The organism is Pseudomonas sp. 28 E 9 (assembly GCF_900004785.1).
In the GTDB taxonomy this organism is placed as follows: Bacteria; Pseudomonadota; Gammaproteobacteria; order Pseudomonadales; family Pseudomonadaceae; genus Aquipseudomonas; species Aquipseudomonas orientalis_A.
Genome location: NZ_CVTK01000044.1, coordinates 22348 through 45641 on the forward strand (window position 1 = coordinate 22348; position 23294 = coordinate 45641).

At 59.3% G+C, this 23294-nt stretch carries 20 protein-coding genes; 12 read left to right on the forward strand and 8 right to left on the reverse strand.

What is annotated here, in order from left to right; genetic code table 11:
• Positions 1-60: 60 nt before the first annotated feature.
• The 5 genes from BFQ00_RS12740 to BFQ00_RS12760 all read right to left on the reverse strand — a co-directional run bounded on the left by BFQ00_RS12740 (position 61) and on the right by BFQ00_RS12760 (position 7829).
• Positions 61-1455, reverse strand: coding sequence for an OprD family outer membrane porin (locus BFQ00_RS12740; RefSeq protein ID WP_065933720.1), 1395 nt, complete (start codon positions 1453-1455; stop codon positions 61-63).
• A gap of 172 nt (positions 1456-1627) precedes the next feature.
• Positions 1628-3232: an ABC transporter substrate-binding protein gene (locus BFQ00_RS12745; protein ID WP_065933721.1), complete on the reverse strand. Its 1605-nt coding sequence runs from the start codon at positions 3230-3232 to the stop codon at positions 1628-1630.
• Positions 3233-3535: 303 nt separating this feature from the next.
• Positions 3536-5164: an ABC transporter substrate-binding protein gene (locus BFQ00_RS12750; protein ID WP_065883656.1), complete on the reverse strand. Its 1629-nt coding sequence runs from the start codon at positions 5162-5164 to the stop codon at positions 3536-3538.
• A gap of 258 nt (positions 5165-5422) precedes the next feature.
• Positions 5423-7024, reverse strand: coding sequence for an ABC transporter substrate-binding protein (locus BFQ00_RS12755; protein ID WP_065933722.1), 1602 nt, complete (start codon positions 7022-7024; stop codon positions 5423-5425).
• A 91-nt stretch (positions 7025-7115) separates the two neighbouring features.
• Positions 7116-7829: an SIMPL domain-containing protein gene (locus BFQ00_RS12760; protein WP_065933723.1), complete on the reverse strand. Its 714-nt coding sequence runs from the start codon at positions 7827-7829 to the stop codon at positions 7116-7118.
• 205 nt (positions 7830-8034) lie between these two features.
• On the opposite strand from BFQ00_RS12760, the gene BFQ00_RS12765 reads away from it, so the two are divergent.
• The 3 genes from BFQ00_RS12765 to BFQ00_RS12775 all read left to right on the forward strand — a co-directional run bounded on the left by BFQ00_RS12765 (position 8035) and on the right by BFQ00_RS12775 (position 11674).
• Positions 8035-9297 (forward strand): ATP-binding protein, encoded by a 1263-nt coding sequence (locus BFQ00_RS12765; protein WP_065893639.1) that lies wholly within the window; start codon positions 8035-8037, stop codon positions 9295-9297.
• The gene (locus BFQ00_RS12770; protein WP_003171731.1) at positions 9290-9850 is read left to right on the forward strand and encodes a response regulator transcription factor; all 561 of its coding nucleotides are present in this window, start codon (positions 9290-9292) and stop codon (positions 9848-9850) included. Before BFQ00_RS12765 ends, BFQ00_RS12770 begins: the two co-directional genes overlap by 8 nt.
• 99 nt (positions 9851-9949) lie before the next feature.
• Positions 9950-11674 carry an ABC transporter ATP-binding protein/permease gene (locus tag BFQ00_RS12775; RefSeq protein WP_065933724.1) on the forward strand — a complete coding sequence of 575 codons (1725 nt, stop codon included), beginning with the start codon at positions 9950-9952 and terminating at the stop codon, positions 11672-11674.
• A gap of 192 nt (positions 11675-11866) precedes the next feature.
• Here BFQ00_RS12775 and BFQ00_RS12780 read toward each other — a convergent pair whose 3' ends face one another.
• Positions 11867-12304: a YhcB family protein gene (locus BFQ00_RS12780; protein ID WP_003171734.1), complete on the reverse strand. Its 438-nt coding sequence runs from the start codon at positions 12302-12304 to the stop codon at positions 11867-11869.
• Positions 12305-12450: 146 nt separating this feature from the next.
• On the opposite strand from BFQ00_RS12780, the gene BFQ00_RS12785 reads away from it, so the two are divergent.
• The 3 genes from BFQ00_RS12785 to zapE all read left to right on the forward strand — a co-directional run bounded on the left by BFQ00_RS12785 (position 12451) and on the right by zapE (position 15623).
• Positions 12451-13080, forward strand: coding sequence for an alpha/beta hydrolase (locus BFQ00_RS12785; protein ID WP_065883666.1), 630 nt, complete (start codon positions 12451-12453; stop codon positions 13078-13080).
• A 16-nt stretch (positions 13081-13096) separates the two neighbouring features.
• Positions 13097-14449, forward strand: coding sequence for a tryptophan--tRNA ligase (locus BFQ00_RS12790; protein ID WP_065933725.1), 1353 nt, complete (start codon positions 13097-13099; stop codon positions 14447-14449).
• A gap of 79 nt (positions 14450-14528) precedes the next feature.
• Positions 14529-15623, forward strand: a complete 1095-nt coding sequence (gene zapE / locus BFQ00_RS12795) for a cell division protein ZapE (RefSeq protein WP_065933726.1) — start codon at positions 14529-14531, stop codon at positions 15621-15623.
• Between the two features lie 126 nt (positions 15624-15749).
• On the opposite strand, the gene BFQ00_RS12800 is transcribed toward zapE, so the two are convergent.
• Complete coding sequence (locus BFQ00_RS12800) at positions 15750-16670, reverse strand: GlxA family transcriptional regulator (RefSeq protein WP_170827557.1); 921 nt, start codon at positions 16668-16670, stop codon at positions 15750-15752.
• A gap of 220 nt (positions 16671-16890) precedes the next feature.
• Between BFQ00_RS12800 and BFQ00_RS12805 the strand changes: the two genes are divergently transcribed.
• Positions 16891-18027, forward strand: a complete 1137-nt coding sequence (locus BFQ00_RS12805) for an acyl-CoA dehydrogenase family protein (protein WP_065883670.1) — start codon at positions 16891-16893, stop codon at positions 18025-18027.
• Positions 18028-18191: 164 nt separating this feature from the next.
• Here the strand turns inward: BFQ00_RS12805 and BFQ00_RS12810 are convergent, their stop codons facing one another.
• Positions 18192-19232, reverse strand: coding sequence for an NADP(H)-dependent aldo-keto reductase (locus BFQ00_RS12810; RefSeq protein ID WP_065933727.1), 1041 nt, complete (start codon positions 19230-19232; stop codon positions 18192-18194).
• 249 nt (positions 19233-19481) lie between these two features.
• Between BFQ00_RS12810 and rplM the strand changes: the two genes are divergently transcribed.
• The 5 genes from rplM (at position 19482) to BFQ00_RS12835 (ending at position 23167) form a co-directional block, all read left to right on the forward strand.
• Positions 19482-19910 (forward strand): 50S ribosomal protein L13, encoded by a 429-nt coding sequence (gene rplM, locus BFQ00_RS12815; RefSeq protein ID WP_003171742.1) that lies wholly within the window; start codon positions 19482-19484, stop codon positions 19908-19910.
• 14 nt (positions 19911-19924) lie between these two features.
• Positions 19925-20317, forward strand: coding sequence for a 30S ribosomal protein S9 (gene rpsI, locus BFQ00_RS12820; RefSeq protein WP_002555064.1), 393 nt, complete (start codon positions 19925-19927; stop codon positions 20315-20317).
• Between the two features lie 266 nt (positions 20318-20583).
• Complete coding sequence (gene petA, locus BFQ00_RS12825; RefSeq protein ID WP_065883673.1) at positions 20584-21177, forward strand: ubiquinol-cytochrome c reductase iron-sulfur subunit; 594 nt, start codon at positions 20584-20586, stop codon at positions 21175-21177.
• Positions 21177-22388, forward strand: a complete 1212-nt coding sequence (locus tag BFQ00_RS12830; RefSeq protein ID WP_003188526.1) for a cytochrome b — start codon at positions 21177-21179, stop codon at positions 22386-22388. The genes petA and BFQ00_RS12830 overlap by 1 nt, the downstream gene beginning before the upstream one ends.
• Complete coding sequence (locus BFQ00_RS12835; protein WP_065883675.1) at positions 22388-23167, forward strand: cytochrome c1; 780 nt, start codon at positions 22388-22390, stop codon at positions 23165-23167. Before BFQ00_RS12830 ends, BFQ00_RS12835 begins: the two co-directional genes overlap by 1 nt.
• Positions 23168-23294 lie beyond the last annotated feature (127 nt).

Sequence of the window (23294 nt, forward strand, 5' to 3'; positions counted from 1 at the left end):
TGGAGCCAGAAACGCGAAGACGGCGGGCTCGTCCTGAGCCCGCCGCTTACCTGGCGCTAATTAAAGAATGTTGAACGGGATGGTGGTGACCAGACGGAACTCTTTGATGCTGCCGTCGGACTGGAACTCGCTGCCACGGTGCTCGACATAGGTTGCGCGCACGGTTGTGGCTTTGAGCGGGCCGCTCTGCAGGGCGTAAGAAGCACCTACACCGTATTCCTGGTGCTTCTCGCCGTCCTGGGACTGGATACCGTCGTAGGCGAACTTGGCGCGGCCATTGTTGCCGGTGTAGTGGGTACCGTCGATGCCCCAGCCGCGGGCCGAGTAGGCGTTGAACTTCAGGCCTGGCACGCCGTATTCGGCCATGTTGATGGCGTAGGCGATCTGGAACGATTTCTCGTTCGGGCCGTTGAAGTCAGACGTCAGGGAGTTGGCCAGGTAGATGCCGTTGGTTTCGTGCAGGTAGTCGAAGTACTCGTTACCGTTCACTTGCTGATAGCCGAAGGTCAGGCTGTGGGCCTGGTGAGTCAGGCCCAGGGACAGGGAGAAGGTATCGTTGTCGATTTCCCCCATCTCTTTTTTGCCTTCATCGACCGTCTTGTAGTAGTTGAAGCCGGTGGTCAGGCCCAGTTGCTGAGCGTCGCCCAGTTCGTGGGTCGCGCCGAAGTAGTACTGGTTCCAGAAGTCCTTCACGTTGGCGGCGAAGAAGCTGGTCTTCAGGCTTTTCAGCGGCTGGTAGTTCACACCCAGGGTGGAGACCTTGTCAGTTTCCGCGCCATTGCCGTATTCGCTGCGGAATTTCGACAGGCTCTGTTCGGTTCGCGGGGAAACGCGATCGAAAATACCGCCCTGGAACGACAGGTTGCTGAATTCTTCGCTGTTGAAGCTCACACCCTGGAAGCTTGAAGGCAGCGCACGGTTGCCGATGGTGTCGACGATGCCGCTGCTGAAGTTCTGGCGACCGGCGGTCAGCGTGGTGTTGGACACGCGGAACTGCACGTTGGCCAGGCCCAGTTTGCTCCACTGGTCGACGGCATCACCGTTGGAGTCGGCCAGGGTGCGGTTGGAGCCGCCCTTGATATCACGCTTGCTGCGGTCCAGGACCAGCGCGTTGTACACCGCCACTTCGGTCTTGACGCCGACAGTGCCCTGGGTGAAACCCGAGCTGGCGTTGAGGATGGTGCCCTGTACCCAGTTGGTACGGTTGCGGTCGGTACGGGTTTCACCATGCTTCTGGTACGAGAAGGTGCCCCCACGGTATTTGCTTTCATGGGAGTACCAGTTACGCGTGGTGCCGCCCAGGCTGAAATCTTCGATGAAGCCCTTGGCCTCGCTTTGGGCGCTGGTGCCGGCCAGAGTGGTAGGAACGAAGTCCTGGCTCTGGGTTTCAGCGTAGGCGGTGGCCGTGATGCTGCTGATGGCCAGGGCCAGAAGCGCTTTGCTGCTCAGTTTCATGGGTGAAGCTCCTTTGGTTCTCTTTTTTATGCCGGTCTTTTTAGGTGAACCGGCTATTGGGTGTGTAACTCGTTCAAGCTGTTGCAAACGTTTGGCGTAGGAAAATTCCCAACAAAAGCCTGCACGTTTGCCGCAGGGCCAACATCGCCCTGCGCAATCCGGTTATTTTTTCTTATGGGGTGATACTGACGCCCGAGAACACGTTGCGGCCGAAGGGGCTCACTTTGAAGCCTTCGACTTTGGCGCTTAACGGCTGGTTGACCGTCGAGTGGGCGACTGGCGTGATCGGCACCTGCTGCTTGAGCAGTTGCTGTGCCTGTTTGTACAGAACAGTCCTTTGTTCACGGTCGGTGACGACCTTGGCTTGCTTGATCAGCTTGTCGTACGCCGGGTCACACCACATGGAGTAGTTGTTCCCGCCGATGGCGTCGCAGCTGTAGAGGGTGCCCAGCCAGTTGTCCGGGTCACCGTTGTCGCCGGTCCAGCCGATCAGGCTGACATCATGCTCACCGTTCTTGGTGCGCTTGATGTATTCGCCCCATTCGTAGCTGACGATCTTCACTTTCAGGCCGATCTTGGCCCAATCGTTCTGCAGCATTTCAGCCATCAGCTTGGCGTTGGGGTTGTACGGACGTTGTACCGGCATCGCCCAGAGGGTGATCTCGGTGCCTTCCTTCACACCGGCGGCCTTGAGCAGTTCCTTGGCTTTTTCCGGGTTGTAGGCGGCGTCCTTGATGCTGTCGTCGTAGGACCACTGGGTCGGCGGCATGGCGTTGACGGCCAGTTGTCCCGCACCCTGGTAGACGGCGTTGAGGATGCTCTGCTTGTTCACCGCCATGTCCAGCGCCTGGCGCACTTCAAGCTGGTCGAACGGCTTGTGGCGCACGTTGTAGGCGATGTAGCCGAGGTTGAAGCCTGGCTTGGTCAGCAGTTGCAGGTTCGGGTCGGCCTTGAGCGCGTCGACATCGGCAGGGCGCGGGTGCAGGGTGATCTGGCATTCGCCGGCCTTGAGCTTCTGCACGCGCACCGAAGCGTCGGTGTTGATGGCGAAGATCAGTTGGTCGAGCTTGACCCGGCTCGGGTCCCAGTACTGTTTGTTCGCCACGTAGCGAATCTGCGAGTCTTTCTGGTAACGCTGGAACACAAACGGGCCGGTGCCGATCGGCTTCTGGTTGATATCGCTGGGTTTGCCTTCCTTGAGCAACTGCTCGGCATACTCGGCGGAGAGGATCGCGGCGAAGCTCATGGCGATGTTTTGCACGAACGCGGCGTCGACCGTGTTCAAGGTGATCACCACGGTGTGCGGGTCGGTTTTTTCGACCTTGGCGATGTTCTTGTTCAGGCTCATCCCGTTGAAGTAGGGGAACTCGGTAGGGTAGGCCTTGCGAAACGGATGGTCGGGGTCAAGCATGCGGTTGAAGGTGAACAGCACGTCGTCGGCGTTGAAGTCGCGCGTCGGCTTGAATTCCTTGTTGCTGTGGAACTTCACCCCTTCACGCAGGTGAAACGTGTAGGTCAGTCCGTCTTCGGAAATATCCCAGTTGGTGGCCAGCCCGGGCACGACGTCAGTTGCGCCCTTTTCGAACTCGACCAGGCGGTTGTACAACGGCTCTGCAGCGTCGTTGTCGGTGGCGGTGGTGTATTGCGCGGTGTCAAAGCCTGCCGGGCTGCCCTCGGAGCAGAACACCAGGCTCTTCTTGTCGGCGGCTTCAGCCGTTGTGGCCACGGCCAGAAGGCCGGTGGCAAACAGTGCGGATAGAACGGTGGTATGGCGCATGACGATCCCGATCCTTGTTTGTAGTTATCAACAGCGAGCGGTCCCACTGGCCACAGCCAGGGAGACATCACTGATCCCACACACAGCGAGTACCTTTCTCAAATTGGGGCCCCTGCCGTCCTACGACGTTATGGGTCGCGGACTTCACAGTAAATGCGCCAAATCGGACTGGCCTTGTAGGTAACGGAGACATGAAGCGCAGTTCATTACTGTAGGACGGCGGCGCTTAAAATGTGGTCTGTTTCCTACGATCTAGGCGGATGAAATAACGGCGACGTTGTGAAACGTCGCCGTGATTGATCCTTACTTGCCGCTTACGCTGACGCCGTAGAAAGAGTTCAAGCCAAACGGGCTGATCTTGAAGTCCTGCACGGTGTTGCGCATGGGTTGATACACCGTCGAGTGCGCGATAGGTGTCATCGGAACTGCGTCTTTGAGTACATGTTGCGCCTGCTTGTACAGCTCGGTGCGTTTGGCGACATCCGATGTGGCCTTGGCTTGTTTCACGATGCCGTCGAATTTCTTGTCGCACCACTTGGAGAAGTTGTTGCCCGACAGCGAGTCGCAGCCGAACAGCACGTTCAGCCAGTTGTCCGGGTCACCATTGTCGCCGCTCCAGCCAATGATCATGGCCTGGTTCTCGCCGCCCTTGGAGCGCTTGATGTACTCGCCCCACTCGTAGCTGGTGATCTTGACCTTCAAGCCGATCTTGGACCAGTCGTTCTGCAGCATCTCAGCCATCAGTTTGGCGTTCGGGTTGTACGGACGCTGAACCGGCATGGCCCACAGTACTATCTCGGTGCCTTCCTTGATGCCGGCTTCCTTGAGCAGCGCCTTGGCTTTCTCGGGATTGTAGGCGGCGTCCTTGATGGTGGTGTCGTAGGACCATTGGGTCGGCGGCATGGCGTTGACGGCCAATTGACCGGCACCCTGGTACACCGAGTCGATGATCTGCTGCTTGTTCACCGACATGTCCAGCGCCTGGCGTACGCGCAGGTCTGCCAGCGGGTTTGGCTGATCGCTGCCCTTGACCTTGTCCATCACGTTGTAGGCCACGTAGCCCAGGTTGAAACCGGCCTGGTGCGGCAGTTTCAGGTCCTTGTCTTCACCCAGCGCCTTGAGGTCGGCCGGACGCGGGAACAGGGTGACCTGGCATTCGTTTTTCTTGAGCTTCTGGATACGCACCGACGGGTCAGTGGTGATGGCGAAGATCAGGTTATCGATCTTCACGTCTTCAGGTTTCCAGTAGTCCTTGTTGCCGGTGTAGCGAATGTTCGAGTCTTTCTGGTAGCTCTTGAACACGAACGGACCGGTGCCGACCGGCTTCTGGTTGATGTCGGCAGGTTTGCCTTCCTTCAACAATTGCGCGGCATATTCGGCGGATTGGATCGAGGCGAAGCTCATTGCCATGTTCTGAATGAACGCGGCGTCCACGGTGCCAAGGGTGAACTTGACGGTGTGGTCATCGATTTTCTCGATGTTCTTGATGTTGGTGTCCATCCCCATGTCCGTGAAGTACGGGAACTCGGTGGGGTAGGCCTTACGGAATGGATCGTCTTTATTGATCATCCGGTTGAACGTGAACAGAACGTCGTCGGCCGAAAATTCACGAGTCGGCTTGAAGTACGGGGTGGTGTGGAACTTGACGCCTTCGCGCAGGTGGAAGGTATACGTCAGGCCGTCCGGGGACACGTCCCAGCTGGTGGCGAGGCCAGGCACCACGGCGGTGCCGCCGCGTTCGAACTGGCTCAGGCGGTTGAACATGGTTTCGGCCGAGGCATCGAAGTCTGTTCCGGTGGTGTACTGGCCTGGGTCAAAACCGGCCGGGCTCCCTTCGGAGCAGAACACCAGGTTAGTTGCCGCTTGGGCAAATGGGGCTGCGGCCATAAGGCCAGCGCTCACTAATAACGGAAGGACTGCGTGTTTAAGCATGTTGGCCTCATGATTTGTTGTCATTTTTGGTGGTGAGGGCGACCTCGTGAGTCGGCCTGCGGATACTTATGCAGGCGCCATACCCATTGCAAGATGTTGAACGGTTGCAAGCACCAAACAGTGGGACGGGCGTACAAGAATGTCGCATTTATGAAAGTTTCGACATAAATGTGTCCGTTTGGCGGTTTTTTTCGGTGCGTCGGGCGCACCGCAAAAGCCCAATCGAGGCGTCTAGTGCACTCGATTGGGGCGTTGTTGTTACTTATCTAGACTCACACCGTAGAACGGTGTCAGCCCGAACGGGCTGATCTTGAAGTCGCGCACTTGCTTGCGCATTGGCTGGAAAACCGTCGAGTTCGCAATAGGCGTTATAGGTACTTGTTCCTTAAGGATTTGTTGTGCCTGTTGATACCACTTGATGCGCTGTTCGCGGTCGTTGCTGACCTTGGCCTGCTGCACCAGCTTGTCATAGGCCGGGTTACACCATTTGGCGTAGTTGCTGCCCTTGACTGCGGCACAACTGTAGAGCACGCCGAGCCAGTTATCGGGGTCGCCGTTGTCGCCGGTCCAGCCATAAATCATCGCGTCGTGTTCACCATTTTTGGCGCGCTTGATGTATTCGCCCCACTCATAGCTGACGATATTGGCCTTGATGCCGACCTTGGCCCAGTCCTGCTGGATCATTTGCGCGGACATGCGCGCGTTCGGATTGGAGGCGCGTTGCACGGTCATCGCCCAAAGATCGATGGTGGTACCAGGTGCAACCCCTGCTTCTTTTAGTAGCGCCCGAGCCTTGGTCGGGTCGTACGGTGCATCCTTGATCGCCGGGTCATAAGACCACTGCGCCGGTGGCAGTGCGTTATGCGCCAATTGTCCGGCGCCCTGGTAGACCGCCTTGATGATTGCAGGCTTGTCGATGGCCATATCCAGGGCCTGGCGCACTTTGAGCTGGTCCAGCGGCGGATGGGTAACGTTGTAGGCCAGGAAACCCAGGTTGAAGCCGGCCTGCTGCAGCACGCGCAAGTTGGGGTCCTGTTTCATCACCTCGATGTCGGCGGGGCGCGGGTAGCCGCTGACCTGGCATTCGCCGGCCTTGAGTTTCTGCAGGCGCGCGGCGGCGTCCGGGGTAATGGCGAAGACCAGGTTGTCGAGTTTCACGTCCTCGGGCTTCCAATACTGTTTATTGGCGACGTAGCGGATCTGCGCGTCTTTCTGGTAGCGCTTGAACACGAACGGTCCGGTGCCCACCGGTTTCTGATTGATGTCCTCGGCCTTGCCTTGCTTGAGGAGCTGGGCGGCGTACTCGGCCGATTGCACCGAGGCGAAACTCATGGCCAGGTTCTGCACGAACGAGGCATCGACGTTGTTCAGATTGAAGCGCACGGTGTGGTCGTCGAGTTTGTCGACGCTTTTGATCGTGGTGTTCAGGCCCATGTCGGTGAAGTAGGGCGATTCGGAAGGGTAGGCCTTGCGAAACGGGCTCTCGGCATCCAGCAGACGGGTGAAGGTAAACACCACATCATCGGCGTTGAAGTCGCGGGTCGGGGTGAAGAAGTCGGTGGTGTGAAACTTGACGCCATCACGCAAGTGGAAGGTGTAGGTGAGGCCGTCTTCGGACACATCCCAGCGGGTGGCGAGGCCGGGCTCGACTTCGGTGCCGCCACGCTTGAACTGGGTGAGGCGGTTGAATACGGTTTCGGCGGAGGCGTCAAAGTCGGTGCCGCTGGTGTATTGGCTGGGATCGAAGCCGGCGGGGCTGGCTTCGGAGCAGTAGACCAGGGTGGTGGAGGCGTGAGCCAGCGGCATAAAGGCCAGGAGGCCTGCGGCAAGGAGGAGCGGTTTGAAGGCAATTCTGTCCATGGAGACCCCTGAAATCGCAACCCTGTAAAAGCTGCGCAAATGAAAACGGCGGTCACCGAGGTTACCGCCGTTCAGGGTTGTCAGGTAGGGGTCACTGCATCTGCACTTCAATCACGCCGTCTGCGCTCATGTTGACTTGGCTGGTGCCGGCTTCCACTTCAGGCGTGGGCGCCGAATCGGCCATCGCCGCTTTCATCATCATGGCGCCGCGCGCGTAGGGCATCGGGTAGCCGTTGGTGTTGAAATTCAGGTTGACGATTTTGTAACCCTTGCCGCCGAGTGCATCGGTAGCCAGTTGCGCACGGGCCTTGAACGCTGCCACTGCGTCTTTGAGCATCGCATCTTCGCTGGCCTTGCGCGTGCTGTCAGCGATGGCGAAGTCCATGCTGTCCATTTTCAGGGTGTTCAACAGCTCGCCGGTGAGTTTGGACAACGCCGGGAAGTCCGCGCTTTCCAGGCGCAGTTCGGCGCGTTCACGCCAGCCGGTGATTTTCTGGTTCTTGCTGTCGTAGATCGGGTAGCTGTTGCGGCTGCCCTGGCGCAGGGTCACGGCCTTGACTTCGCGGGCCTGGCCCAGGGCGGTGTTCATGGTGGTGGTGATTTCAGCGGCAAGCTTGGCCGGGTCGGCGTTTTGCGACTCGGTGTAGAGGGTCACGATCATCTTGTCGCGCGCCACTTCCTGGCTGACTTCGGCGCGCAGGGAGATCTGGTTGTAATGCAGTTCATCGGCGGCCATGGCCGGCAGGCTGGCCAGGGTGCTGGCACCGAGGGTGAGGACAGCGGCACTGCGAATGAAACGGGACATGAAAGCTCCTTGGGATTGTCGTGTTCGGTATGACTGTAGACGGTGGCGCCGGGTTCTTCGGGTTTACATATTCCCTACATGTTGTGACGGCGCCGACGAACGGTCATCTGCCCCGCCTGCGTCAAAGAGCCACACGCGCCGTGCCGGTGGGTCTGCTTCGTTTATACTCATGCCGATCCGCCTGCAGCGCTCATCGGGAGAGCTCATGCTCGCCGCCGTAAAACTGACTTCCGCCACTCGCCAGAATCTCTGGCGCCTGACGTTCATTCGCACCCTGGTATTGGCCGCACAGGCCGGTTCCGTCGGGCTTGCCTATTGGTTCGACCTGCTACCGCTGCCGTGGCTGCAATTGGCTGTGACCCTAGGCTTTTCCTCCGTGCTCTGTGCGTTCACCGCCATCCGCTTGCGCACCACCTGGCCGGTCACCGAGTTGGAATACGCGCTGCAATTGGCCTGCGACCTGTTTATCCACAGTGTGTTGCTGTACTTCTCCGGCGGTTCCACCAACCCGTTTGTGTCTTATTACCTGGTGCCACTGACCATTGCCGCCGTGACCCTGCCGTGGCGCTATTCGGTAGTGCTGTCGGGCATCGCACTGACGCTGTACACGCTGTTGCTGGCGCAATTCTATCCACTGCAGACCTTTCCGATCGCTCGGGAAAATCTGCAGATCTACGGGATGTGGCTCAGCTTTGCCTTGTCTGCCGCCGTTATCACGTTTTTTGCCGCGCGCATGGCCGAAGAGCTGCGCCGCCAGGAAGAACTGCGCGCCATTCGCCGTGAGGAGGGCTTGCGCGACCAGCAATTGCTGGCGGTCGCCACGCAGGCGGCAGGTGCCGCCCATGAGCTGGGCACGCCGCTGGCGACCATGAGCGTGCTGCTCAAGGAGATGACCCAGGACCATCACGACCCGGCGTTGCAGGATGACCTCAGCGTGCTGCAGGAACAGGTCAAGCAGTGCAAGTTGACCCTGCAGCAACTGGTACGCGCCGCCGAAGCCAATCGGCGTCTGGCGGTCGAGATGCAGGATGTCACCCAGTGGCTCGACGAAGCCCTGAACCGCTGGCACCTGATGCGCCCTGAAGCCAGTTACCGTTTCAGTCTGTTGGGCCAGGGCAGCGTACCGCGCATGGCGCCGCCGCCGGATCTCACCCAGGCCTTGCTCAACCTGTTGAACAATGCCGCCGACGCCTGCCCTGAAGGCCTGGGCGTGCAGTTGGACTGGGACGCGGAAAACGTCACCATCAGCATTCGTGACCACGGCGCGGGCGTGCCGCTGGCCATTGCCGAGCAGATCGGCAAACCGTTCTTTACCACCAAGGGCAAAGGTTTCGGCCTTGGCCTGTTTTTGAGCAAGGCCAGCGTGACCCGCGCGGGCGGCTCAGTGAAGCTCTATAGTCATGAGGAAGGCGGTACGCTCACCGAGCTGCGCCTGCCCCGTGTCGCACGAGGAGATATCGATGAGTGACGAGATCCAAGTCGAAGGCGAAGAACTGCCGCATTTGTTGCTGGTAGATGATGACGCCACCTTTACCCGCGTGATGGCGCGTGCCATGAGTCGTCGCGGCTTTCGCGTCAGCACCGCAGGCTCAGCCGAAGAAGGCCTGACCATCGCCCAGGCCGACCTGCCGGACTACGCCGCGCTCGACCTGAAAATGGACGGCGACTCGGGCCTGGTGCTGTTGCCCAAGCTGCTGGAACTCGACCCGGAAATGCGCGTGGTGATCCTCACCGGCTATTCCAGCATCGCCACTGCCGTCGAAGCCATCAAGCGTGGCGCCTGCAACTACCTGTGCAAGCCGGCGGATGCCGATGACGTGCTCGCCGCGCTGCTGTCCGAGCACGCCGACCTCGATACCCTGGTTCCGGAAAATCCCATGTCGGTGGACCGCCTGCAGTGGGAGCACATCCAGCGTGTACTGACCGAGCACGAAGGCAATATCTCCGCCACCGCTCGCGCGTTGGGCATGCACCGGCGTACCTTGCAGCGTAAGTTGCAGAAGCGCCCGGTACGACGCTGAACGGCGACTGAACAACCCGCTTCAGGCTGCACGGATGCACGAACCGATCACCTATGATCGGTTCAAACGCCTGTGATGTTTTCCTACCGAGCCTGAACAATGAATCAGAACGCTGAATATTCCGCGGTCAACGATGCGGTGCGCGGGCAATTCTTCCGCCGAACCTGGGCCATGATCACGCCGTATTGGCGCAGTGAAGAGAAGGGCAGGGCCTGGTTGCTGCTGGCCGCCGTAATTGCTTTGTCGCTGTTCAGCGTGGCGATCTCGGTGTGGATCAACCACTGGTACAAGGATTTCTACAACGCGCTGGAGAAGAAGGACACGGCTGCTTTCTGGCACTTGATCGTTTACTTCGGCGGCATCGCGGCCGTGGCGATCCTGGGCGCGGTGTACCGCCTGTACCTGACCCAGATGCTCACCATCCGCTGGCGTGCCTGGCTCACCGAACAGCACTTCGCACGCTGGCTCGCCCACAAGAACTACTACCAGCTGGAGCAGGGCGGCTACACCGATAACCCGGACCAGCGGATTTCCGAAGACCTCAATACGTTCACCTCCAGCACCTTGAGCCTGGGCCTTGGGCTGTTGCGCAACGTGGTCAGCCTGGTGTCGTTCTCGATCATCCTGTGGGGCGTGTCGGGCAGCATCGAGGTGTTCGGCATCACGATTCCCGGCTACATGTTCTGGTGCGCGTTGCTGTATGCCGCCGTGGGCAGTTGGCTGACGCATTTGATCGGGCGTCGTCTGATCGGCTTGAGCAACCAGCAACAGCGCTTCGAAGCCGACTTGCGTTTCTCCATGGTACGGGTACGTGAAAATGCCGAAAGTATCGCGCTGTACAACGGCGAACCGAATGAAAAGCAGCGCCTGAGCACGCGCTTCGGCAAGGTCTGGCACAACTTCTGGGACATCATGAAAGTGTCCAAGCGCCTGACCTTCTTTACCGCCGGCTACAGTCAGATAGCGATTATCTTCCCGTTTATCGTGGCCGCGCCGCGCTACTTCACCGGCAAGATCGAACTGGGCGAGCTGATGCAAATCAACTCGGCGTTCGGCAATGTGCAGGAGAACTTCAGTTGGTTTATCAACGCCTACTCGGAACTGGCGTCGTGGCGCGCTACCAGTGACCGTCTGCTGAGTTTCCAGCAGGCCATGAGCGACAACGAGCAGCGTGCCCCGGCCATCGATGTGCGCCCTGAAGGCGAACACCTGATGATCAAGAATCTGGGCATGGACCTGGCCGACGGCCGTCACTTGCTCACCGACGCCGACATGACCGTGGAGCCTGGCCAGCGCGTGATGCTCAGCGGGCGTTCCGGCAGCGGCAAGAGCACCTTGCTGCGAGCGATGGGGCATCTGTGGCCGGCCGGCCATGGCAGTATTCGCCTGCCGGCGACGCGCTATCTGTTTCTGCCGCAGAAGCCGTATTTACCGATTGGCACGCTTAAGGCCGTGTTGAGTTATCCACAGGACGACAGCGTCTATCCGGCAGAACGTTATGCACAAGTCCTGGAAACCTGTCGCCTGCCGCACCTGGTCAGCCGCCTGGATGAAGCCAACCACTGGCAGCGCATGCTCTCGCCCGGCGAGCAACAGCGCCTGGCCTTTGCCCGGGCGTTATTGTTCGCGCCGCAGTGGCTGTACATGGACGAAGCCACCTCGGCCATGGATGAGGAGGATGAGGCGACGTTGTATCAGGCGCTGATCGATGAACTGCAGGGGTTGAGCATCGTCAGCGTCGGCCATCGCAGCAGTCTCAAGCGCTTCCATGAAAGGCATGTGCGGATCGAGGGTGGGCGGTTGCAGGAACAACAACCGGCCTAAGGTCATGTGGGGTCAAGTGTGGGAGGGGGCTTGCCCCCGATGGCGGTGTGTCAGTCACCTGCTTTGGATCTGACACATTGCTATCGGGGCAAGCCCCCTCCCACATTAGATCTCCATGGTCAGGGAAACTTAGCCCCAACAAAAAGCCCGGCTGATCATCGATCAGCCGGGCTTTTTAATGGCTTGAATGAATTACTTCTTCAAACCGTAATGCTCATCCAGCATGCCGGGGGCGTTCGGCGTTTTTGGCGCGTAGTCCCGAGGCGGTTCCTGGTTTTCCCGGGGCGGGGTCAGGCGTTCCCGTGGGGTTTGCGGTGCATCGGAATGCAGCGCGGCCAGCAGGCGCTGGCGGGTGATGTCGTCGAGGGCCAGGCGGTTTGCGCCATCGGCGAGATGATCCTGTACTTCCTGGTAGCTCTGGGTGAGCTTCTTGACCAGGGTCGCGGTGCTGTTGAAGTGGGTAACAACCTCGTTCTGATAACTGTCAAAACGTTCCTGAATGTCATCCAGCTGACGTTGCGTGCGGTTAGGCGCGGCATTCGGCAGCAGGCGAGCAACCAGGAATCCAATGGCGACACCGGCAACCAGGGCAAGAGTCGGCAACAACCAAACTAAGAGCGAGTGTTCCACGAGTCCTTCCTCTATAAACGGCTTTGCTTTACGTTAACGGCTCAAACCTGCGCTGTATACCGCGATTAAGCTCGCAATGATGCCATGCACAGACTTTTAGCTAGACGAGTCGACCCCTTGAGAGGTCACGGAGTTCATCCTTGCTCATGCGTGAAACCCCCGTTTTGATCGATGGCCCGGTGGGCCAACTGGAAGCCCTGTATCTGGATCACCCCGAACCACGTGGCCTGGCGCTGATCTGCCACCCCAACCCGGTGCAGGGCGGGACCATGCTCAATAAAGTGGTGTCGACCCTGCAGCGCACCGCGCGCGATGCCGGTTTGATTACGTTGCGTTTCAATTATCGTGGCGTCGGCGCCAGCGCCGGTTCCCACGATATGGCCAGCGGTGAAGTCGACGATGCCGAAGCGGCCGCCACCTGGTTGCGCGAAAAACACCCGCAGTTGCCGCTGACCCTGCTGGGGTTTTCCTTCGGCGGCTATGTGGCCGCAAGCCTCGGTGGCCGCCTGGAAGCCAAGGGCGAAAAGCTTGCGCACCTGTTCATGGTCGCCGCCGCCGTGATGCGTCTGCGCGACACCGATGTGCTGCCACAGGGATGCCCGTTGACCCTGATCCAGCCGGAAACCGACGAAGTGGTCGACCCGCAAGTTGTCTACGACTGGTCCGCCGCCTTGAATCGCCCCCATACGCTGCTGAAAGTGGCAGAATGCGGACACTTTTTTCATGGCAAGCTGACCGATCTCAAGGATCTGGTGCTGCCACGCCTTTCGAATTGACGACAAGCGATCACCCATGACGACCCGTACCCGCATCCTCACCGGTATCACCACCACCGGCACGCCGCACCTGGGCAACTACGCCGGTGCGATCCGCCCGGCGATCCTTGCCAGCGAAGACGCCAATGCCGATTCCTTCTACTTCCTGGCCGACTACCACGCCTTGATCAAATGCGATGACCCGCAGCGCATCCAGCGCTCGCGCATGGAAATCGCCGCGACCTGGCTGGCCGGTGGCCTGGATGTGAACCGAGTGACGTTCTACCGCCAGTCCGACATCCCCGAGATCCCCGAGCTGACCTGGCTGCTGACCTGTGTGGCTGCCAAGGGCCTGCTCAACCGCGCCCACGCCTACAAGGCGTCGGTGGACAAAAACGTGGAGAGCGGCGAAGACCCGGACGCGGGCATCAGCATGGGCCTGTACAGCTACCCGGTATTGATGGCGGCGGACATCCTGATGTTCAACGCGCACAAGGTGCCGGTCGGCCGCGACCAGATCCAGCACGTGGAAATGGCCCGTGATATCGGCCAGCGTTTCAACCACCTGTTCGGCAACGGTAAAGAATTCTTCACCATGCCTGAAGCGTTGATCGAAGAAAGTGTCGCCACCTTGCCGGGCCTGGACGGGCGCAAGATGTCCAAGAGCTATGACAACACCATCCCGTTGTTCACCAGCGCCAGGGACATGAAGGAGTCGATCTCGCGGATCGTCACCGATTCGCGCGCGCCAGGCGAAGCCAAGGACCCGGACAACTCGCACCTGTTCACCCTGTACCAGGCATTCGCGACCAAGGCCCAGGAAGAAGAATTCCGTGGTGAGCTGTTGCAAGGCCTGGGCTGGGGCGAGGCGAAGAACCGTCTGTTCCAACTGCTCGACGGCCAACTCGGTGAAGCGCGCGAGCGTTATCACCAACTGATGTCGCGCCCGTCCGACATGGAAGACCTGCTGCTGGTCGGTGCGAAAAAAGCCCGTGCCGTGGCGGCGCCGTTCCTGGCTGAGCTGCGCGAAGCGGTGGGCCTGCGCTCGTTCGTCAACCAGGCTGCGGCGCCGGTCGCCACCAAGAAGAAAGCAGCGAAGGCTGCGCGCTTCGTGAGCTTTCGTGAGGACGACGGCAGCTTCCGCTTCCGCCTGCTGGCGGCCGATGGCGAGCAACTGCTGCTGTCGCGCAACTTCGCCGACGGCAAAGCGGCCGGCGCGGTGACCAGGCAATTGCAGAGCGGTGATTTGGACATACGCACCGAGGCCCGGCGCTTCAGCGTATGGCTGGACGACGCCGCTGTGGCCGACAGCGCCGAGTTCGCCGACGAAGCCTCTCGCGATGCCGCCATCGCTGCGTTGCGCGTCGCGTTGGCCCCTTCCGAGGATTAACCCGACCAAGGGTTGATTGCCATTATCCAGGGCCGTCGTTACAGTGACGGCCCGTTTTTGTTGCCTTGCTAACGAAATTATGACGCCCCTAGAACGATATCAAGCTGATCTGAAACGCCCTGACTTCTTCCATGACGCGGCCCAGGAAAATGCGGTGCGTCATTTGCAGCGCCTGTATGAAGACCTGGTCGCGGCCTCGCAAACCAAGCCGGGGATGTTCAGCAAGCTGTTTGGCAAAAAAGACCACACGCCGGTCAAGGGCCTGTACTTCTGGGGTGGCGTCGGCCGGGGCAAGACTTACCTGGTGGACACTTTCTTCGAAGCGCTGCCGTTCAAGGAAAAGGTGCGTACCCACTTCCACCGCTTCATGAAGCGTGTGCATGAAGAGATGAAGACCCTGCCGGGGGAAAAGAACCCGCTGACGATCATTGCCAAGCGTTTCTCCGACGAAGCGCGGGTGATCTGCTTCGATGAGTTCTTCGTCTCCGACATCACCGATGCCATGATCCTCGGCACCTTGATGGAAGAGCTGTTCAAGAACGGCGTGACCCTGGTCGCCACCTCGAACATCGTGCCCGATGGCCTCTACAAGGACGGCCTGCAGCGCGCGCGCTTCCTGCCGGCCATTGCGTTGATCAAGCAGAACACCGATATCGTCAATGTCGACAGCGGCGTCGACTATCGTTTGCGTCACCTCGAGCAGGCGGAGCTGTTCCACTTTCCGCTCAACGAGGCGGCCCACGACAGCCTGAGGAAAAGCTTCCGTGCGTTGACGCCGGAATGCACCCAGGCGGTGGAAAACGATAAGTTGATGATCGAGAACCGCGAAATCATCGCCTTGCGTACCTGCGATGACGTGGCCTGGTTCGAATTCCGTCAACTGTGCGACGGCCCGCGTAGCCAGAACGACTATATCGAGCTGGGCAAGATCTTCCATGCGGTGATCTTGAGCGGTGTGGAGCAGATGGGCGTGACCACCGACGACATCGCGCGGCGCTTTATCAACATGGTCGACGAGTTCTACGACCGTAACGTCAAGCTGATCATCTCGGCGGAAGTCGAACTCAAGGACCTGTATACCGGCGGGCGCTTGAACTTCGAATTCCAGCGCACCTTGAGCCGTTTGCTGGAAATGCAGTCCCACGAATTCCTGTCGCGCGGACACAAACCCTAATCGCCCTGCCCCCCCCCCTGTAGGAGCGAGCTTGCTCGCGAAGGTCGTTAACGATAACGCGTGGAATCTGATTCCCCGCATTGTCCTTGAGTTCTTCGCGAGCAAGCTCGCTCCTACAGGCGTGTTTCAGGCGGCCTGCTGGAATTGCTGGCGGTATTGATTCGGCGACAACTCCGTGTGCTGCCTGAACAACCGCGCAAAGAAGCTCGCATCGTCGTAACCCACCTCATAGCTGATGGTCTTGATGCTCTTGCGGCTGCCCGACAGCAGGCCCTTGGCGGTCTCGATGCGCAAGCGTTGCAGATAATGCAGCGGCTTGTCGCCGGTGGCGGCCTGGAAGCGGCGCATGAAGTTGCGGATGCTCATGCCGTGCTCCCTGGCGACGTCTTCGAAGCGGAACTTGTCGGCAAAGTGTTCTTCGAGCCAATGCTGGATCTGCAGGATGATCACATCCTGGTGCAGCTTCTGCCCGCCGAAACCGATGCGCCCCGGCGAATAGCTGCGTTGCACCTCATACAGAATGTCGCGGGCCACGGCCTGGGCGATGTTGGCCCCGCAGAAGCGTTCGATCAGATAAATGTAGAGGTCGCAGGCTGAGGTGGTGCCGCCGGCGCAGTACAGGTTATCGGCGTCGGTCAGGTGCTTGTCCTGGTTGAGCTGCACCTGGGGGAAGCGTTCGCTGAATACAGTGAAGAAGCGCCAGTAAGTGGTCGCTTCCTTGCCATCGAGCAGGCCGGCTTCGGCCAGCCAGAATACCCCGGTGGCTTCGCCGCACAGCACGGCGCCGCGGGCGTGTTGTTCGCGCAGCCACGGCAGCACCTGGGGGTAGCGGGTGCACATGGCGTCGAAGTCGTCCCAGAAGGCCGGCAGCACGATGATGTCGGCATCTTCCAGGCCGCCGTCCACCGGCATGATCACATCGCTGAAACTGCGCACCGATTGCCCGTCGGGGCTGACCAGGCGCGTTTCAAAGGCAGGGGTCAGGCCCAGGCCTTGTTGCTTGCCATAACGCAGGCTGGCGAGGTGGAAAAAATCCTTGGCTTGCATGAGGGTGGAAGCGAATACCCGATCAATGGCCAGAATGCTGACGCGCCGCAGGGGCGTGGAGATTTGGTTAGACATAATTTCATTTATTCTTATAGGGGAAAGTGGTCACCAGACGGCTGGATCGTCTTATTTTTTGTCGCATGTGTCCAGTGTCCCGTGACGCATTCGCGGCATAGGCTCTGTGGGATCGATTTTGTCCGACAATCCACACAGGTGACCCATGATTGCCAGAACCTTGTTCAGCCCGGAGCACGAACTCTTTCGCGACAGCGTGGGCACCTTTCTTGAAAAGGAGGCGGCGCCTTTCCATGGGCAATGGGAGAAACAGGGTCATATCGACCGCAGCCTGTGGAACAAGGCGGGGGAGGCGGGGATGCTGTGCTCGCACGTGCCGGAAGAATACGGCGGGCTGGGTGCGGACTTTCTCTACAGCGCGGTGGTGATCGAAGAGATCAGTCGCCTGGGCTTGACCGGCATTGGTTTTTCGCTGCATTCGGACATTGTCGCGCCGTACATCCTTCACTACGGCAGCGAAACGCTGAAACACAAATACTTGCCCAAGTTGGTCTCGGGCGAGAAGGTCACGGCCATTGCCATGACCGAGCCGGGGGCCGGCTCCGACCTGCAAGGGGTGAAGACCACGGCGGTGCCGGACGGCGATGATTATGTGATCAACGGCTCCAAGACCTTTATCACCAACGGCTATCTGGCCGATCTGGTGATCGTGGTCGCCAAGACCGATCCCAAGGCCGGCGCGAAGGGCACCAGCCTGTTCCTGGTGGAAGCCGATACACCGGGCTTCGCCAAGGGCAAGCGCCTGGAGAAGGTCGGCATGAAGGCCCAGGACACCTCGGAGTTGTTCTTCCAGGATGTGCGTGTGCCTAAGGAAAACCTGCTGGGCCAGGCCGGAATGGGCTTTGCGTACCTGATGCAGGAACTGCCCCAGGAACGGCTGACCGTGGCGATTGGCGCGCTGTCTTCAGCGGAGGCGGCGCTGCAGTGGACGCTGGATTACACCCGCGAGCGCAAGGCGTTCGGCAAGGCGATTGCCGACTTTCAGAACACCCGGTTCAAGTTGGCGGAGATGGCCACCGAGATTCAAATCGGCCGCGTGTTCGTGGATAAATGCCTGGCATTGCACCTGGAAGGCAAGCTGGATGTGCCGACAGCGGCGATGGCCAAGTATTGGGCCACGGACCTGCAATGCAAGGTGCTCGATGAGTGCGTGCAACTGCACGGCGGCTACGGCTTCATGTGGGAATACCCGATTGCGCGGGCGTGGGCGGATGCGCGGGTGCAGCGCATTTATGCGGGGACCAATGAGATCATGAAGGAGATCATTGCGCGGGCGCTTTGATTGTGTGGTGTGGCTGATGGCCTCATCGGGGGCAAGCCCCCTCCCACATTTTGATCTGTGAACAGGGTCAGGTGGGGGGGGCAAGCTCCCTCCCACACATTTTGATCTGTGAACAGGGTCAAGTGTGGGAGGGGGCTTGCCCCCGATGGCGGCCTGAAGGTCAATCAGGGCGCCGGATTCGGATGATCCTTCTGAATCGCCTCAATTCCTTCCAGCACTTCTTTCGACAGTTTCAGCTCGGCGCTGGCAATGTTGCTGTCCAGCTGCTCAAGGCTCGTGGCGCCGATGATATTGCTGGTCACAAACGGCTGTTGCGTCACAAACGCCAGCGCCATCTGCGCCGGGTCCAGGCCATGTTCCCGCGCCAATGCCACATAACGGCTGCACGCCGCTTCCGACTGCGGATTGAAGTAGCGACTGAAGCGGCTGTACTCCGTCAGGCGCGCCTTGGCCGGGCGCGCGCCGCCCTCGTACTTGCCGCTGAGCATGCCGAACGCCAGGGGCGAGTAGGCCAGCAAGCCGCATTGTTCGCGAATCGCGATTTCCGCCAGGCCCACTTCAAAGCTGCGGTTGAGCAGGTTGTAGGGGTTCTGGATCGACACCGCGCGGGTCCAGCCACGGGCTTGGGCCAGGGCCAGGAATTTCATGGTGCCCCACGGCGTTTCGTTGGACAGGCCGATGTGGCGGATCTTGCCGGCCTTGACCTGCTCATCCAGCGCTTCGAGGGTTTCCTCCAGCGGGGTGAGGTCGTCTTCGTCCTTGTGCTTGTAGCTCAATTGGCCGAAAAAGTTGGTGCTGCGCTCCGGCCAGTGCAGTTGGTAGAGGTCGATCCAGTCGGTCTGCAGGCGTTTGAGGCTGGCGTCGAGTGCCTCGACAATGTGCTTGCGGTTATGGCGCAGGTGGCCGTCGCGGATGTAATCGATGGTGTTGCCGGGGCCGGCGATCTTGCTGGCGAGGATCCAGTCGGCGCGGTCGCCACGGCTTTTGAAGTAATTGCCGATATAACGCTCGGTCGTGGCATAGGTATCGGCCTTGGGCGGTACCGGGTACATTTCCGCCGTATCGAGGAAGTTGATTCCGGCCGCCTTGGCCCGTTCGATCTGGGCGAAGGCCTCTGCCTCGCTGTTCTGCTCACCCCAGGTCATGGTGCCCAGGGCGATCGCGCTTACGTTCAGATCGGTCCGGCCCAGCTGTCGATAATCCATCGGGTACTCCTTCGGGGAAAACAATCATAAAAGCAGGTTGAATTTTTTTTCGCAATCTGCATAATTGCCCACCTCTTTCTGCAGTGGAAGTGATGCGCCGCCTGCCGAAGAATCTTGCCGTTGAACGGACGCGCTGACCCGAGCCCCCGATAGCGTCTGTATCCGGCTGCCTTTGACCTTGTCAAAGTACGCACTATTCAGTAAGATCCGCCGTCTAATTTACAGGGCGGCCCCTGAGGCTATTAAAGAATGACAACTTTTACTGCAAAACCGGAAACAGTTCAGCGCGACTGGTTTGTCGTCGACGCCGCTGGTCAGACCCTGGGTCGTCTGGCCACTGAAGTCGCCAGCCGTCTGCGTGGCAAGCACAAGCCTGAATACACCCCGCACGTTGATACCGGTGACTACATTGTCATCATCAACGCTGAGCAGGTACGTGTTACCGGCAACAAAGCGCAAGACAAAATGTACTACCGTCACTCCGGTTTCCCAGGCGGTATCAAGTCTTCCAACTTTGAAGGCCTGATCTCCAAGAAGCCTGAAGCCCCGATCGAAATCGCGGTCAAAGGCATGCTGCCTAAGGGCCCACTGGGTCGCGATATGTTTCGCAAGCTGAAAGTCTATGCGGGCGCTGTACACCCTCATGCTGCTCAGCAGCCCCAAGAACTGAAGTTTTAACGGAATAGTTCATTATGTCGGCGACTCAAAATTACGGCACTGGCCGTCGCAAAACCGCAACCGCACGCGTTTTCCTGCGTCCGGGCACTGGTAACATCTCGATCAACAACCGCTCCCTGGACAACTTCTTCGGCCGCGAAACTGCCCGCATGGTAGTTCGTCAGCCGCTGGAATTGACCGAGACCGTTGAAAAGTTCGACATCTACGTCACCGTTATCGGTGGCGGTGTAAGTGGTCAAGCTGGCGCAATCCGCCACGGTATCACTCGCGCTCTGATGCAGTACGACGAAACCCTGCGTGGCGCTCTGCGCAAAGCTGGCTTCGTAACTCGCGATGCTCGTGAAGTTGAACGTAAGAAAGTCGGTCTGCGTAAAGCGCGTAAGCGTCCGCAGTACTCGAAGCGTTAATTCGCTTTACGTTCCACAAAAACGCCCAGCCTCCTCACGGAGCTGGGCGTTTTTTATTGCCTGGGATTTATGCAGATTTTTCGCCGTGACAACTTGCCACATCCGTAGACCCCCTATACTACAAGGCCTGGGGGTGGAGCTCCGGGTAATTCCCTTGTCATACGTGGGGCTTTTCATTACCATCCGTCAAAATTTTTATAAGTAAAGATTCAACACTTAGTAGACGCCTGATTTAACAGGCCAAAAAGCTGATGGGAGAGGACTGAATGAGCAATGACGGCGTGAATGCAGGCCGGCGTCGCTTTCTGGTAGCAGCCACATCCGTGGTGGGTGCTGCAGGAGCGGTGGGGGCTGCGGTCCCGTTCGTGGGGTCATGGTTTCCCAGTGCCAAGGCGAAAGCCGCAGGTGCACCGGTGAAGGTGAATGTCAGCAAGATCGAGCCAGGGCAGCAGATGATTGCTGAATGGCGCGGCCAGCCGGTCTTCATTGTTCGTCGTACCGAGGAAATCCTGGGGAATCTCAAGAAGATTGAAGGCCAGTTGTCTGACCCCCAATCCGAGAAGTCCGACCAACCCGCCTACGCCAAGAACGAAGCACGTTCGATCAAGCCGGAGATCCTGCTGCTGGTGGGGCTGTGTACCCACCTGGGTTGCTCGCCTACGTTTCGCCCGGAAGTCGCGCCCGCTGACTTGGGCAAGGACTGGGTTGGCGGTTACTTCTGCCCCTGCCACGGTTCCCATTACGACCTCGCCGGCCGTGTCTACAAGTCCCAGCCTGCACCCTTGAACCTGCCGGTTCCTCCGCACACCTACGAAACTGACGACCTTATTGTCATTGGCCTCGATAAGGAGAACGCGTGATGAGCAAGTTCATGGATTGGGTGGATGCGCGCTTCCCCGCCACCAAAATGTGGGAAGACCATCTCAGCAAATATTACGCGCCAAAAAACTTCAACTTCTTCTACTTCTTCGGCTCCCTGGCCCTGTTGGTGCTGGTCAACCAGATCGTCACCGGTGTCTGGCTGACGATGAGCTATACGCCTTCGGCGGAAGAGGCGTTTGCCTCTGTCGAGTACATCATGCGTGACGTCGAGTACGGCTCGATCCTGCGCCTGCTGCACTCCACCGGCGCATCGGCGTTCTTTATCGTGGTCTACCTGCACATGTTCCGTGGCCTGCTCTACGGTTCGTACCAGAAACCCCGCGAGCTGGTGTGGGTGTTCGGCATGCTGATCTACCTGGCGCTGATGGCCGAAGCCTTCATGGGTTACCTGCTGCCATGGGGCCAGATGTCGTACTGGGGCGCCCAGGTGATCATCTCGCTGTTCGGTGCCATCCCGGTGATCGGCAACGACCTGACCCAGTGGATTCGCGGCGACTACCTGATCTCGGGCATCACCCTGAACCGCTTCTTCGCCTTGCACGTCGTGGCCTTGCCGATCGTGATCCTGGGTCTGGTGGTATTGCACATCCTGGCGCTGCATGAAGTCGGCTCCAACAACCCGGACGGCGTGGATATCAAGAAGCACAAGGACGAGAACGGCATCCCGCTGGACGGCATTCCATTCCACCCTTACTACACCGTGAAGGACATTGTCGGTGTAGTCGTGTTCCTGTTCGTATTCTGTTCGATCGTGTTCTTTTTCCCGGAGATGGGTGGTTATTTCCTGGAGAAGCCTAACTTTGAACAGGCTAACGCCTTCAAGACGCCCGAGCATATTGCCCCGGTCTGGTACTTCACGCCGTTCTACGCCATCTTGCGTGCGATCCCCGACAAACTCATGGGCGTCATCGCCATGGGCGCGGCGATTGCGGTGCTGTTCGTACTGCCGTGGCTCGACCGCAGCCCGGTCAAGTCCATGCGCTACAAAGGCTGGCTGAGCAAGATCTGGCTGTGGGTGTTCTGCATTTCATTCGTGATCCTGGGCGTGCTGGGCGTACTGGCGCCGACCCCCGAGCGCACGTTGCTGTCGCAGGTCTGCACCTTCCTGTACTTCGCCTACTTCATTCTGATGCCGTTCTACACCCGGCTCGAGAAGACCAAACCGGTTCCGGAAAGGGTGACTGGCTGATGAAAAAATTATTCGTTGCATTAGTGCTTGCGGCCCTGCCGCTCCTGTCTTGGGCCGCCGAGCATGGCGCGCAGCTGGAAAAGGTCGACATCGACGTCTCCGATAAAGCCGCTCTGCAGGACGGTGCGCGCACGTTCGCCAACTACTGCATGGGCTGCCACAGCGCCAAGTTCCAGCGCTACGAGCGGGTGGCCGACGACCTGGGCATCCCCCATGAGTTGATGCTGGAAAAACTGGTGTTCACCGGGGCCAAGATCGGCGACCACATGAACATCGGCATGAAGCCGGCGGACGCCAAGGCCTGGTTCGGTGCGGCACCGCCGGACCTGACCCTGGTAGCACGTGTGCGGGGCACCGACTGGCTCTACGGCTACCTCAAATCCTTCTACGAAGACCCGACCCGGCCCTGGGGCGTGAACAACAAAGTGTTCCCGAACGTCGGCATGCCCAACGTTCTGGTCGGCCTGCAGGGTCGCCAGGTGGTAGGATGCAAACAGGTTCAGGTCGTTGAAGACGGCAAGAAGCAATATGATCCGTTGACCGGCACGCCGCTGACCCATGAAGCGTGCGATCAACTGACCATCGTGCCCAAGACCGGTACGCTGAACGAAGAGCAGTTCGACGAGAAGGTCAAGAACCTGGTGACCTTCCTGGCCTACTCGGCCAACCCGGTCAAACTGCAGCACCAGCGCATCGGTACGTACGTCTTGCTGTACCTGGCTTTCTTCTTCGTATTCGCCTATCTGCTCAAACGCGAGTACTGGAAGGATGTGCATTGATCCAACCGTAAGCAATTGCTGTTAATCTTGCGCGCCCAGCGGCATCTCTGAACACGTAGCGCCGGTTTTACCGGACGTTACAGGGATGCTCTCTGGGCGCGCTCGTTTTTGAGCTTTCGATAATTTC